Genomic DNA, 13604 nt, shown 5'->3' on the forward strand with positions numbered 1-13604 from the left:
TGAGGTCAAGCCGAGGAGACGCGTCCGTGGACACCGTGGCGTGGAACAAGTCCGAACTGACCGTCGGCGAGCTGTCGCAGCGCAGCGGCGTCGCGGTGTCGGCGCTGCACTTCTACGAGCGGCAGGGCCTGATCACGTCCCGGCGCACCTCGGGCAACCAGCGGCGCTACCGGCGCGCGACGCTGCGGCGAGTAGCGCTGATCCGGATCGCGCAACGCGTCGGCATCCCGCTGGCCGAGATCAACCGCGCGCTGGCCAGCCTCCCCGACGGCCGCACGCCGAACCAGAAGGACTGGGAGCAGCTCTCCCAGCAGTGGCGGCGGGACCTCGACGCCCGGATCCAGCGACTCCAGCAGCTGCGCGACGACTTCACCGACTGCATCGGCTGCGGCTGCCTGTCGCTGGCCCGCTGCCGGCTGGCCAACATGCACGACGAGCTGGGCGAACACGGCCCGGGCCCGCGCCGGTTGATCGAGCAGGGCCCCAACGACACCTGCTGCGTCTAGCCAGGCAGCCCGAGCACCTGCTCGCAGGCCAGGAGCAGCACGCCGGCGCTCCAGGCGTGCGACAGCGTCAGCACCATGCCCTTCGGCTGGAAGCACTCGGTCTGGTAATACCGCTCGGTGATCATGCCGCGGTACGAGTTCAGCTCACCGTCGGCGGTCGCGAGCAGCTGCCGGAAGCAGGCCAGCGCCTCGTCGGCCCGCTCGCGGTAGTGCGGATCGCCCGTCGCCGCCGAGAGCTCGGCCAGCTCGCGGGTGCAGACCAGGCCGTACGCGTGCACGTGCTGGTTCGACGGGGACGCCTGGTCCGCGCCGCGGGTGGCGAAGCCGTACACCCCGAGCGGCGTGCGCGGCGCGAACCGCACGTTGTATGTGTACCGGAACGTCAGCATCCAGTCCGCCGCGCGCCGGGCCAGCTCCAGCCACCGCGCCTCGCCGGTCCGGCAGTGCAGCGCGACGTAGGCCATGACGGCGGCGTAGCCGTCCTCGGAGGTCGGTGCGAGGTCGACGTCCTCGGGAGCGCCGTGGATGAACTCGCGCTCGACGAAACGTGCGTAGTACTCGCCGGCCCGGATCGCGGCCGCGAGGTACGAGCCGTCGTCGTCGAACCGGGCGGCCGAGCAGAACGCCGCGATCCAGGTCAGCCCGGCGGCGCCGGTCCAGGACAGCACCCGTCCGTCGGTGGCGTCGTGGACGGCGCCCAGGTTGCCATCCGCCCGTTGCCGGTCGCGGACGACGTCGAGGTTGGAGCGCGCGGCGGCGGCCCACGAGGCGCGGTCGTCGAGCTCCAGCGCACGCAGCAGGAACAGCGTCGCCTCGCCGAGCGTGCGCGCGTGCAGGCCGCCGCGGATCGGCGTCCAGCTCTGCGTCCACCCGCCGGCCCGCTCCCACCGTCCCCAGAACGTCCCCGACGGCGACAGGTTCGCGCAGCAGAAGTCGATCACCCGCGTCGCCGCCTCGGCCGCGGCCGCCGACCCGGTCCGGCGGCCGTGCGCCAGCAGCGCGTACGCCCAGGGGATCCCGCTCACCCAGCCGACGTGCATGGCCTGCCGGTCGACGGAGCGGCCGTCGCCGCCGGTGACCTCGCGGTCGAAGCCGACGGTCTCCAGCAGCACGCCGGGGTCGGGGTCGTAGTGCCAGCGGACCAGTCCCTCCGCGGCGATCGCGGCGGCCTCCGGCACCGGCACCCAGGGCGTGACGGGGTGCGGCTCGCGGTTGCGCTCGTAGACGGTGCGCAGGATCGGCGCGTACGCGTGCCGATCGGCCGGCAGAGTCGCGACGGACACCCGCAGCGAGGCCCGCTCGCCGGGCTGCCAGCTGTACGTCGCCGACTGGGCCGGCAGCGGCGTCGCGGATCCGTAGTACGTGACCGGGTCCTCGCGGAACGGGAACACGACGTGGACCTCGGCGACATCGCCGCGATGGGCCAGCCCGACGCCGGTCGGACCGGCCGCGGAGGTCTCCTCGGTCGCCACCATGGCGCCGCCGGACGCGCCCCAGGCGAACGCGGCGGGGGTCGCCGCGCGGTCGGACCGGAACGACCAGTGGTCGCTCACCATGCCGGCCGGATCGTCGGCGCCGGCCTCGAACCGGGGAAATCGACGCTCGCAGTCGGCGGGGCGGTTCTCGCCGTAGAAGAGGCCGGGGATCAGCCACCACGGGTCCGCGGCGTCGGTGACGGTCGCGACGAGGCGCAGGTGGCCGGCGAACGGCTCCGGCGACGTCGTGCGGACGGAGAGGACGACGTCGATCAGGCCGGCCGCGTACGCCCGGTCGAACGAGACGCCGACGGCGAACGGGCCGACGACGAGTTCAGGGGCAGCAGACCCGCCGGTGGGGGCGAGCCGGGACCCGGCGAGGACCGTGCCCGCCGGGTCGAGCGCCTCGATCCGCAGCGCCGGCAGATCCTCAGGGGAGAGCACCGACCCGGCCGGCTCAGTGGTCACCGGCGGGCGGCGCGGGCACGTCCCCGTCGACCGGCCACTCCAGCAAGTCGACCTCGACGACGGGCTGAGCCGGATCGCGCGGCACCCGGAACGTCCGCAACTGGTGCGGCCCGAAGTCCGCCTCGATCACCCGGTCCACCAGCGGCAACGACAGCCGCGCTCCCGGCGCCACGGCCCCCGTCGTCTCCACAGCCCGCACGATCAGGTCCGGCGCGCTCGCGTCGCCGTCCTCGGCGCCCTTGACCGCCGTGATCATCACCTGACCACCGCCGTCAGACCCGAACCCATCGGCGGCGGGCCGAGAACCCGAGTGGAAGCTCTCCAGCATCGCCCGCGGCGGCGACCCGAGCACGGCCGCCCGCCGGGCCAGCCCTGCGGCACGCCAGTCACCCGCGTGCGGGACCAGCAGATACGTGAACCGCTGCACGCCCTGGTCCTGGAAGGAGTAGACGCCCTCCGGGTCCAGCAGCCGCGGATCGTGCCACGAGTACACCGGGCTCCGCACCGCCGTGATCCCGATCGACGGCGACCCGCCGCCAGGAGAAGCGGGCGACACGTCGTACGCGTGCTTCGCGTTGTTCACCACCGCGAGCCCGGCGCCACTCGACGAGAGGTCCACCCACGACTGACCCGGCTCCTCCGCGCCGTCCACCGGCCGCGCAAGCATGCCGAACGGGATCTCGTACGTCGCGGACGGGTCGGTCAGCGCGACCGGGAACCGCAGCTTCAGCAGGTGCGCCTGCTCCCGCCAGTCCAGCGTGACGCGCACCTCGACCTCGTCCGCGCCCTGCCGCAGGATGAACTCCTCGGTCAGCGTCGACCGGCCCCACGACCGCTCGACCCGCAGCCGGGCCCGCTCCGGACCGGACTCCCGCAGCACCAGCCGCGTCGTCTTCATCGGCTCGCCCGGCCAGGCGTAGGACACGACGCGGTGGCCCCACGTGTCCGTCGGGTCCTCGCTGACCTGCGTGTGCTCGCCGGCGGCGCCGGCCACCAGGTCCACGCCGGTGCGCTTGTCGAGCAGGCTGGACAGCCACCCCGTCGACGGGTCCAGCTCGAGCCGCAGCAGGTCGTTCTCCAGCACCGTCTCCGACGCCGTCAGCGCGCCCGCCGCGCCGGGGACCGCCGCCCGCCCCGGCCGCAGCCGGTACAGCCGGTATCCCAGCGCCGGCAGCGACGCCCGGAACACGACCGCCCCGCGGCCCTTGTCGTCCGTGGTCGCGACCGACTGGATCGGCTGCGACGGCGTCGGCTCACCGTCGGCGTCGACGACGTGGACGCCGGTCGGCTGAACGCCGTACTGCAGCTCCACGTCGGCCGACACGTCCCACGGGTGCGGGTTGAACACGAGCACCGGCTGCGTGCCGTCCTCGAACGGGACGTCGACGTCGCGGGCGATCCGGTTGTGGACGCGGGTGATGATCCGCTTGGCGATCGCCACCGCCTCGCCGAGCTGGTCGCGCGCGTCGTCGTAGGCGGGCTCGATCGCCGACCCGGGCAGGATGTCGTGGAACTGGTTGAACAGCAGTTGCTTCCAGGCGTGGCCGAGCTCGTCGCGCGGGTACACGTCCCCGTGCGTCACCGAGCCGACGGCGGCCCACCGCTCGGCCGACAGCAGCGCCGCCTGGGTCCGTCGCACCCACTGCTTGATGCCCGAGTGAGACGAGTAGCAGCCCGACGCGTGGTGCTGCAGGTCGTCGCGCCACGTCGGCAGCCCGAGGTCGGGGCCGGCGGACGCCCGCCGCGCGACCAGCTCGTCGAAGTAGCGCCGCGGCGACGACATGATCATCCTTCCGTACGAACCCCGCTGGTCATGCCGGTGGATCGACTCGATGTTGGCCTTCGTCGGTCCACCGCCGTGGTTGCCGACGCCGTAGAAGATCATCAGGTCGCCGAGCGAGCGGTCCAGCTGCGCCAGCGACTTGTCCGTCTGGTGCGCGACGTCGCCGGGCGGGCTGCAGTACTCGAACGGGATCCGGTACGCCAGCACCCGGCTGCCGTCCGGCGCCTCCCACCAGAACGCCGTCCCGTCCAGCTCGCTCTCGTGCGGTCCCGGTCGCAGGAACGTGTAGGAGTCCATCCGCTGGCCGCGCAGGATCGCCGGCAGCATCGCGTTGTGCCCGAACGGGTCGGCGTTCATGCCGACGGTCGCGATCACGCCGAACTTCTCGTGCAGGTAGCGCTGACCGTAGAGACCCTGGCGGACGAACGACTCGCCGCCGGGCAGGTTGCAGTCCGGCTCCACCCACCAGCCGCCGGTCATGACCCAGCGGCCCTCGGCGACCCGCTCGCGGATCCGCTCGAACAGCTCCGGGTCCTGCTCCTCCACCCAGGACAGCAGCACGACCTGGTCGCAGGTGAAGACGAAGTCCGGGTACTCGTCCATCCGGTGGATCGCCGACCAGAACGTCGCCCGCGCCTCCTGGTAGCCCTCCTGCCACGGCCACAGCCAGACCGGGTCGAGGTGCGCGTTGCCCACCATGTGCAGCGTGCGCTTCGGCATCGCGACGGGCCGGTATGCGTCGGGGGTCATGCCGTCGGTTCCTCCGGTGTGCTCTCGGTGCCTGCCGCCCACTCGTCGGCGATCTCGCTGATCAGGTGCAGTGCCAGCGTATGCATCTCCTGGATGCGCGGGGTCTGGTTCGACGGCGCCAGCAGGGCGTGGTCGGCGTGCGCGCGCGCCGGTCCGCCGTCGCCGCCGCCGAACAGCACCGTGGTGGCGCCGTTCTTGCGGGCGGCCTCGAGTCCGGCGACGACGTTCGGCGACCGGCCGCTGGTGGTGAACGCCGCCACGACGTCGCCGGGCCGGGCTAGCGCGGCGACCTGCCGGGCGAACGTGTCGTCGTAGGAGTAGTCGTTGGCGACGCAGGTCATGACGGTGGGATCGGTGCTGAGCGTGACGGCGGGCAGCGGCCGGCGGTCGCGCCGGTAGTGGCCGATCAGCTCGCCGGTGAGGTGCTGGGCGTCGGCCGCGCTGCCGCCGTTGCCGAACGTGTACAGCACGCCGCCCGACGCGAACGCGTCGCAGAGCAGCGCGGCCACCTCGCGGACGACCGGCACCAGGCCGCGCATCGCCTCGGCGGCGGCGACGTGGTCGTCGAGTTGCTGTTCGAGCTGGTCAGGCATGCTTGACCTCCAGTGCGTCCAGCGCGACGACGCCGGCGCCGACGACGCACACGACGTCACCCAGCCCCGCCAGCACCACGCGCGCCGCCTTCGCCGCCGGCGGCATCGCGTCGCGGGCGACCGCCTCTGCCACCGGGTCGAGCAGCAGCGCGCCGGAGCGCGTCACGCCGCCGCCGAGCACGACCAGCTCCGGCTCGAACACGTTCACCAGGTCGGTCACCGCCTGACCCAGCACGTCGGTCGTCTCGGCCCAGATCTCCCGGGCGAAGGCGTCGCCGGCCCGCGCCGCCGCGGCGACGTCGGCCGCCGTCAGCGGGTCGGCCTTGTGCAGCGACGACGACGGCGCCGCGGCCAGCCCTTCCACGGCGCGCGCCGCGATGTTCGTGCCGGACACGTACGCCTCGAGGCAACCGCGCCGCCCGCAACTGCACAGCCGTCCACCCGGGCGGACCATCACGTGACCGAGCTCGCCGCCGTTGCCCGCGGCGCCACGGTGCAGCCGGCCGTCGATCACGGCCCCGCCGCCGACCCCCGTCGAGATGGTCAGGTAGATCATCGAGTTCAGGCCGCGGGCGGCGCCGAACCGGTGCTCGCCGAGCGCGGCGGCCGTCGCGTCGTTCTCCAGGTACGCCGGGACGCCGAACTCGTCGGTGGTCATCGGCCCCAGCGGGATGTCGAGCCAGCCGGGCAGGTGCGGCGGCGAGATCAGCACGCCGGTCGCGCTGTCCAGCGGCCCGCCGCAGGAGATCCCGACGGCGGCGATCGGCCGGTCCAGCCCGGCCGCGGCGACGGACCGGTGGCCGAGGTCGAACAGCCGGCGGATGACGGCGTCCGGGCCCTCCCAGCTGCGGGTCGGCTCGATCAGCAGGCCGTGTACGACACCGTCGGAGGTGACGACGCCGACGGCGAGCTTGGTGCCGCCGATGTCCAGCGACAGCACCGCCTGCCCTCGTGCGTGGGAAACCAGCTGTTCCATGCGGTCCGTTCTCTCCGTCCCCGGTCAGGGACGTCGGCCTCGGCGCCCCGCAGGCTCACGTGGGATCGATCCCATGCGGCCCTCGCATCATGGCAACTGCACCCTGACCGAGTCAAGAGGGATCGTTCCCACACGCCGGCCGGGCGCGGCGCGGAAGCGGGATCTCAGATGGCGCGGGTGGAGGCGCGGTGGACGATCTGGGTGGAGATCGTCACCGTGACGGGGTCGGCCTCCGGGGCGGCGATCCGCTCCAGCAGCCGCAGCACGGCCGCCTCGCCGAGTGCCGCCTCGTCCTGGCCGACCGCGGTCAGACCCGGCGTGACCAGGCTCATCCACGGCGCGTCGTCGAACGAGACGAGGCTGAGGTCGTCGGGGATGCGCAGTCCGAGGTCGTTGGCGGCCCGCCAGACGCCCTCGGCGAGGACGTTGTTGGCGGCGAACACCGCCGTCGGGCGCCCGTCCGGCCGCAGCAGCGCGGCCGCGGCGGACCGGGCGGCGTCGACGTCCCAGCCGGACGAGACGACGAGGTCGGGGTCGAGCGGGATGCCGGCCGCGGCCAGCGCCGCCTGGTAACCGGCGTGCCGTTCGCGCCCGGTCGTCCAGGTGGTCTCGTCGATGAACAGCGCGATGCGCCGATGCCCCAGGCCGATGAGGTCCTCGATGACCTCCCGCGATCCGCGGTGGTTGTCGACGACGACGGCGTCGCAGGCGCCGGCCGCGAACTGGCGGTCCACCTCGACGACGGGGACGCGGTGCCGGGACAGGTAGGTGGTGACGTCGGCGGAGACCGGGGTGACGACGACGCCGGCGACGCGGGTGGCGACGAACGTCTCGGCCGCCTCGACCTGCGCCTGCGCCGAACCGCCGTCCTCGGCCAGCACCAGGCTGTACCCGTGGTCGCGAGCCGCCTGCCCGACGCCGGCGGCGAGCCGGGCGTAGAACGAGTTGCGCAGGTCCGAAACCAGCACGCCGATCGACAACGAGACCTGCTGCTTGAGGTAGCGGGCGGTGGCGTCGGGCACGTAGCGCAGGTCCTCGGCGGCGGCCAGCACCCGCTCGCGCACGTCGGTGGCGACGTAGCCGCGGCCGGTGAGCGCGCGTGACGCCGTCGAGCGGGAGACGCCGGCGGCGATCGCGACGTCCTTGATGGTGGCGCGACGCGTCATCACGCCGTCACCGTCGACCAGACGACCCACTGCCCCCTCCTCACGGCTCGACGACGTCGACCAGAGCCTCCACGTGCTGCCCGAGCCGCAGTTCCCCCACCGTCACGTCGGCCGCGACCGGAGTGCGGCGGCGCGTGGTGGTCCCGGCCGTGACGTCGAACGTGGCCGCGGCCTCCTCGCCGGAGGCCAGCGTGAGCACCTGCTCGGCCGGTTCCGCGGACCAGCCTACCGGGACCGCCATTCGCACGGTGACCTCCGCCTTCTCCAGTAGCGGGTTGCGCACGACGACGTCCATGCGCTGCGTCGCGCCGGGCGCCACCCGGCTGCGGTAGGGCGTGATCCGCCCGGCCACCCCGCCGGCGCCGAAGTCGACCGACTCCAGCGGCAGCAGGTCCTCGTGCAGCTCGATCAGCTCGTCGCCCAGCTCGGTCAGCAGGTCGAGGTAGGCGTCGTCGACCCGGCGCGGCTCCCAGTGGCCGCTGACCATGAGCCCGGGCGCGACCCGCCGGTACAGCTCGGCGCTGCGGCGGTAGTCGCCGACGCGGAACAGGTTGCGGTACTGGTAGTTCAGCACCTCGCGGCGGCCGCCGGGCACGCCCAGGTGCTCCTGCTGGTCACCGGTCGCCAGCACCCGCACGCCGTCGACCTCGAACTCGAAGCCGGCGTGGTAGAGCGTGTGACCTGGCAGATCGTGCACGGTGATCTCGTACTCGTGCCATCGGAACGACTCGCCGAGGGGCAGCGACCGGTCGACCGGGATCGGGTCGTACCAGAGGCACGGCAGGTCGTAGCGCTCCGGCTGTTCGAGGATCGGCGTCACATGTGCCGGCGCCCAGATCTCTGTCCCCTCGACGTCGCGCAGCAGCGGCAGCCCGGCGACGTGGTCGTCGTGGTAGTGCGTGGGCAGCGCGACCTCGACCTTGGTGACGCCGTAGGCCCGGCGCAGCGCCGGCAACGACGCCAGCCACGGCCGCCGCGACGCCCGGTCGGTGCCCGACGGCAGCCCCGTCGTCATGTCGTAGCCGTAGTCGATGAGCAGCGCGTTCCCGGTCTCGGACAGCAGCACGTACGAGCAGGCGTTGCTGGTGCGGTTGAGCAGCAGGTGCGGCGTCAGCTCGCGGAACGGCTCGTCGAGGCGATTGCGCAGGTCCCACGGGTAGGGCCGGCGGGCGTCGACGTAGCGCTGCATCCGCCGGGCCAGGAGGCCCAGCGCCGCGCGGGGGTCCGGCATCGGCTCGCCGTGCGACGGCAGCAGCAGCTCCAGCGGCTGCTCCATCAGCTGGTAGCAGCTGAGCACCGTCATCGCCGGGCCCTCGTTCTCGGTGTAGGACCACTGGGTGGCGGCCAGCGACCACACCTTGCCCGGCGCGTGGATGAGATCGCCGGTGAACGCGATCCCGCCGACGACGTAGGTCACCGAGCCGGTCGTGTGCCCCGGCGTCGGCAGCACCCGCACGTCGACGCCGCCGTACGTCGCGGTCCGGTACTCGGGGACGGTGCCCGCGATCGGCACCGGCTCGAGGATGGAGAACTTGTCCTGCCGCAGGTTGTAGTCGTTGACGATCGGCCGGCTCGCCCACAGGTCGTCGACGTGGGCGAACAGGTCCTGCTCGACCGGCGGCACGTGGATGGCGATGCCCGCGGCGACGGCTCGTGGCAGGCCCTGCCCCTGGTCGCGGTGGTGGTGCGTCATGAGGACGTCGGTGAGCCGCTCGATGCCCATGTCGGCGAGGTGGTCGAGCACGGCGCCGGAGCCGAAGTCGACGGCGATGCCGTCGCGTCCGTTCGGCGAGCGGACGACGTAGACGTTGCAGGTGTCCCGGACCCGGAACACCCCCGGCGCGACCTCACTCCACGACATGGACCCGATGGTATCGTTCCCACACATGCTGACCCCAGTGCCGCGTGAGCTCGTCACCACCGGCGGCGACGGGGTCCGCGTCGGCTCCGTGGCGGTCTCGGCCGACGACAGATGTGCGACGGCGGCCGCCGTCCTTGCGGGGTTGCCGACGGCGCCCGGCGGGTCGCCAGTGTCCGTCGTCGTGGGTCTCGAGCCCGGCGGACCTGCCGAGGGGTACCGCCTGGTCGTCTCCGGATCCGAGGTGACGATCACCGGGTCGGACCCGGCCGGCGCGTTCTACGGCGCGCAGACGTTGCTTGGTCTTGCCGCGGACGGGGTGCTGCCGCCGGTCACCGTCGCGGACTGGCCTCAGCTGCGGTGGCGCGGCACGATCGAGGGCTTCTACGGCCCGCCGTGGTCGCACGCCGACCGGCTGGCGCACCTGGAGTTCGCCGGCCGGCACAAGCTCAACACGTACGTCTACGCGCCGAAGGACGACCCGTACCACCGCAGGCAGTGGCGCGATCCGTACCCGGCGGCCGAACTGGACCGGATCGGTGAGTTGGCCGCGGCGGCGAGGCGGTCGCACGTGCGGTTCGTCTTCTCCGTCTCGCCCGGCCTGTCGATGGTCTACAGCGACCCGGCCGAGGTGGACCTGCTGGTCGCGAAGCTGGCGCAGGTGCGAGACGCCGGCGTCGAGGACGTCGCGCTGCTGTTCGACGACATCCCGGCCGACCTGCCGCACTCGGCGGACCGGGCCGCGTTCGGCGCGGCGCCGGGCTCGTCGGCGCGGGCGCACGCCGCGGTCTGCCGGGCGGTGATCGACCGGCTCGGGCTGGACCGGCCGCTGATCATGGTCCCGACGGACTATGCGGGGACCTCGGCGACGCCGCATCGGGAGCTGCTGGCGGCCGAACTGCCGGCCGACGTGCTCGTGTGGTGGACCGGCCGCGACATCGTCGTCGGCGACATCACCCGGGCCGAGATCGACGCGGCGGCCCGGTCGTACGGGCACGAGCTGCTGCTCTGGGACAACTTCCCGGTCAACGACTTCGACTTCCCGCGGCTGTTCCTCGGCCCGTTGCTCGGCCGGACGACGGAGCTCGCCGGGGCGCCGCTGGCCGGGATCACGGCCAACCCGATGCCGCACGAGGCGGCGTCGCGGATCGCCGTCGCGACGGTCGCCGAGTGGGCCTGGAACCCGGCTTCGTACGACGCCGACGCCGCGCACGAGCGGGCGCTGTCCGCCGTCGGGGCGAGCGCGGCGGTGCGGACGCTGGCGGGTGCGTGCGCGTCCTGGCCGCCGTCGGCGCCGCAGGACCCGCAACTGTCGGCGCTGACGGAGGCCGCGCTGGGCGGGTCGCCGGCGGCGGTGGAGGAGTTGCGGGACCGCTTCACAGCGATGGTCGCCGCCGCCCCCGCCGACGACCGCATGCCGCGTGACGACACCGCCCCGGATTACAACGCTGCGGTGCCGGAACACGCCGACACGCCGCACGCCGGTGCCGTGCCGGCCGTTGACCTGCGCGAACGCCGAGTGTCGGTGCCCGCCCATAGGGTGGGATCCCTCCCTACCGGGGCGGGGTCCACCTACCAGCAGCCGGCGACGGATGATGCCGCTCCACAGGGCAAGCCCAGGCCGGACAGCGCCGCCCCGCAGGACGGCAACGGCACATCGCTCGATGGGCCCACTCCGCAGGACGCCACCGCGCCGGACGGCGATCACATGCCGCTCCACGGCACCGCGCCGGGCGGCGACCGCGCTCCGGCCGTTGACCTGCACGAACGCCGAGTGTCGGTGCCCGCCCATAGGGTGGGATCCCTCCCTACCGGGGCGGGGTCCACCTACCAGCAACCGTCGACGCCGACAACAGCAGCAGCGGCCGAATCTGCCGACGAGCGACAGCGGCAGGAGGCTGACGCCGCGGCCAGGCTGGCCCACGCTGAGCAGCAGCCGGCGGACGCTGCGGCGCCCGTCGACGAGCGGCGACGATCGGCCGCGCGGATGGAGCGGGAGGTCGGGCCGTGGCTGGTCGCGCTGGCCGACACCGGCCGGGCCGGTCTCGCCGCCCTGGCCGCACTCTCCCCGTCAGCGGGTGAGCGCGAACGCAGGGCGGCCGCCGAGGCGCTCGCCGTCGCCGAGGCGCACGAGCAGCACAACGTGCTCCGCGACGTCGTGCCGCCGTTCGTTCAGGCGGTCCTCGCCCGCTGAACCCCGCGGACCGCCGTCAGTGCCCCGATCGCCGCGATGACCAGCGGCACCACCAGCGCCGAGCGCAGCCCGTCCATCACATCGGCGCCGGTGGCGTACGCGGCCGTGACGGCGCTCAGCCCCAGCGCGGCGCCCAGCTGGAACGCCGTGTTGACGACGCCACCGGCCAGGCCCTGATCCGCGGCGTCGACGGCGCCGGCAGCGGCCATCGTGAGCGGCCCGTACGCCAGCGTGAACGCCACCCCGATCAGCACGAACGCCGGCAGCAGCACCGCCGTGTACCCGGTCGACGGGCCGAGGAACTGCAGCAGCACATACGCCGCCACCGCGGTCAGCTGGCCGGCCAGGATCACCCGCGGCGGCCCGAACCGCGCGACCAGCGGCGGCGCCAGCACCGGCGACAGGATCGCCCCGACGACGCCGACCGGTGCGACCGCCAGCCCGGTCTCCAGCGCCGACCAGCCGCGGTGGTCCTGCAGGTAGATCGTCACCAGGAACAGCACGCCGATCCACGGCCCGAGCAGTGACGCAGCACCCACCGCGACGCGCACGAGCGGCCCCGACCGCAGCAGCCCCAGCCGGACCAGCGGCGCCTCCACCCGCCGTTCCACCACGGCGAACGCCGCCACCAGCAATGCGACCGCCGCAAACGACAGCAGCGAACGGGCCGACAGCCAGCCCACGTTCGGCGCCTCCACCAGCGTGTACACGACCAGCAGCATCGCGGCCGTGATCGTCAGCGCCCCGCCGGCGTCGAACCGCCGCGCCCCACTCGGTGCAGGCGCCGACCGCGGCAGCAGCACCACGCCGGCCAGCAGTGCCAGCAGCCCGAACGCCGCCGGCGCGAGGTACGTCAGCCGCCAGTGCAGTTCGGTGAGCAGTCCGCCGGCCACCAACCCGAGCGCCAGTCCGGTCGCCCCGGTCGCCGTGAAGATCGACAGCGCCCGGTTGCGCACCGGACCGGCGGCGAAGCCGGTCGTGATGATCGAGAACGCGGCCGGCGCGCTGATCGCCGCGCTCACCCCGCTGACGAACCGCGCGACCAGCAGCAGTGCACCGGAGTCGGCCAGCCCGCCGACGGCGGACGCGGCGACATAGACGGCCAGCGCGCCCAGCAACATCCGGCGCCGGCCGAGCAGGTCGACGGCCCGGCCGCCGAGCAGCACGAACCCGCCGTAACCCACGACGTAGCCGGTGATGACCCATTGCAGCGTGCTGGTCGACATCCCGAGCGCGGCGCCGGTGTCGGGCAGTGCGACGCCCTTCATCGAGACGTCGAGCGCATCGAGGAACAGCACCGCGCACAGGACGGCGAGCATGGCGCGGGCCTTCGCCGACAGCGTCGTGTAGACGTCCGCCGACGTGGTGGGTGCCGACACAGGAACCTCCAGGAATCTCGGACCGATCGGTCCGTTATGAGTCGGCGACCATTGTCAGCACCGCTTCCGAACGGTGTCAATGATTTCGGACCGATCAGTCTGATAGGCTCTGGTCATGGCGCGACGACCGACCCCCGACGCATGGGAGCGCATCCTCGAGGCCGCCGGGCGGCTGTTCGACACCCACGGCGTCCACGCCGTCGGCATGCAGCAGATCATCGACGAGGTCGGGGTGGGCAAGCAGCTGCTCTACCGCGAATTTCCCAGCAAGGACGCGCTGATCGTCGCCTACCTGCAGTACCGCACCCGCGACTGGCAGGGCGTCGTCGACGGCGCCCGCGAGCGTGCCGACGACCCGGCGGAGCAGCTGGTCGAGATCGTCCGCTCGGTACAGCGCTCGACGCCGGGGACCCGCGGCTGCCCGCTGCGCAACACGCACGCCGAGTTCCCCGATCC

The 13604-nt window shown here is 73.4% G+C and carries 10 protein-coding genes; 3 read left to right on the plus strand and 7 right to left on the minus strand.

All coding sequences use genetic code 11. The annotated features are described in order from the left end of the window. The first annotated feature begins 26 nt into the window (after window positions 1-26). Window positions 27-506: a redox-sensitive transcriptional activator SoxR gene (gene soxR, locus C1I92_RS25985; protein ID WP_111257541.1), complete on the plus strand. Its 480-nt coding sequence runs from the start codon at window positions 27-29 to the stop codon at window positions 504-506. Here the strand turns inward: soxR and C1I92_RS25990 are convergent. From C1I92_RS25990 to C1I92_RS26015, 6 genes are all read right to left on the minus strand, one after another. Then, complete coding sequence (locus C1I92_RS25990; RefSeq protein WP_199521596.1) at window positions 503-2449, minus strand: beta-L-arabinofuranosidase domain-containing protein; 1947 nt, start codon at window positions 2447-2449, stop codon at window positions 503-505. The genes soxR and C1I92_RS25990 overlap by 4 nt on opposite strands. Then, complete coding sequence (locus C1I92_RS25995) at window positions 2439-4982, minus strand: alpha-mannosidase (protein WP_111257542.1); 2544 nt, start codon at window positions 4980-4982, stop codon at window positions 2439-2441. The genes C1I92_RS25990 and C1I92_RS25995 overlap by 11 nt, the downstream gene beginning before the upstream one ends. Beyond that, window positions 4979-5575 carry a D-sedoheptulose-7-phosphate isomerase gene (locus C1I92_RS26000; RefSeq protein ID WP_111257543.1) on the minus strand — a complete coding sequence of 199 codons (597 nt, stop codon included), beginning with the start codon at window positions 5573-5575 and terminating at the stop codon, window positions 4979-4981. Before C1I92_RS26000 ends, C1I92_RS25995 begins: the two co-directional genes overlap by 4 nt. Continuing rightward, window positions 5568-6551 (minus strand): ROK family protein, encoded by a 984-nt coding sequence (locus C1I92_RS26005; RefSeq protein WP_111257544.1) that lies wholly within the window; start codon window positions 6549-6551, stop codon window positions 5568-5570. Before C1I92_RS26005 ends, C1I92_RS26000 begins: the two co-directional genes overlap by 8 nt. A 164-nt stretch (window positions 6552-6715) precedes the next feature. Continuing rightward, the gene (locus tag C1I92_RS26010; RefSeq protein ID WP_199521597.1) at window positions 6716-7747 is read right to left on the minus strand and encodes a LacI family DNA-binding transcriptional regulator; all 1032 of its coding nucleotides are present in this window, start codon (window positions 7745-7747) and stop codon (window positions 6716-6718) included. Between the two features lie 10 nt (window positions 7748-7757). Further along, window positions 7758-9578: an MBL fold metallo-hydrolase gene (locus C1I92_RS26015; protein WP_111257545.1), complete on the minus strand. Its 1821-nt coding sequence runs from the start codon at window positions 9576-9578 to the stop codon at window positions 7758-7760. A 25-nt stretch (window positions 9579-9603) separates the two neighbouring features. Here C1I92_RS26015 and C1I92_RS26020 point away from each other — a divergent pair, with 25 nt between their 5' ends. Further along, entirely contained in the window at window positions 9604-11769 is a 2166-nt protein-coding gene (locus C1I92_RS26020; protein WP_158564286.1) for a beta-N-acetylglucosaminidase domain-containing protein, read from the plus strand. Here C1I92_RS26020 and C1I92_RS26025 read toward each other — a convergent pair. Next, on the minus strand, window positions 11748-13148 hold the full coding sequence (locus C1I92_RS26025; RefSeq protein ID WP_199521598.1) for an MFS transporter: 1401 nt from the start codon (window positions 13146-13148) through the stop codon (window positions 11748-11750). The genes C1I92_RS26020 and C1I92_RS26025 overlap by 22 nt on opposite strands. Window positions 13149-13263: 115 nt before the next feature. Between C1I92_RS26025 and C1I92_RS26030 the strand changes: the two genes are divergently transcribed. Beyond that, window positions 13264-13604 (plus strand): TetR/AcrR family transcriptional regulator (locus C1I92_RS26030; protein ID WP_146605290.1); only part of this gene is annotated, 341 nt, incomplete at its 3' end.

The sequence above is a fragment of the Jiangella anatolica genome, from assembly GCF_003236295.1.
Classification (GTDB): Bacteria; Actinomycetota; Actinomycetes; order Jiangellales; family Jiangellaceae; genus Jiangella; species Jiangella anatolica.

Bases quoted from the DNA above. Each gene is read 5' to 3' on its own strand.
- C1I92_RS25995 (WP_111257542.1), bottom strand. From the start codon at position 4,982: ATGACCCCCGACGCATACCGGCCCGTCGCGATGCCGAAGCGCACGCTG.
- C1I92_RS26000 (WP_111257543.1), bottom strand. From the start codon at position 5,575: ATGCCTGACCAGCTCGAACAGCAACTCGACGACCACGTCGCCGCCGCC.
- C1I92_RS26005 (WP_111257544.1), bottom strand. From the start codon at position 6,551: ATGGAACAGCTGGTTTCCCACGCACGAGGGCAGGCGGTGCTGTCGCTG.
- C1I92_RS26015 (WP_111257545.1), bottom strand. From the start codon at position 9,578: ATGTCGTGGAGTGAGGTCGCGCCGGGGGTGTTCCGGGTCCGGGACACC.
- C1I92_RS26020 (WP_158564286.1), top strand. From the start codon at position 9,604: ATGCTGACCCCAGTGCCGCGTGAGCTCGTCACCACCGGCGGCGACGGG.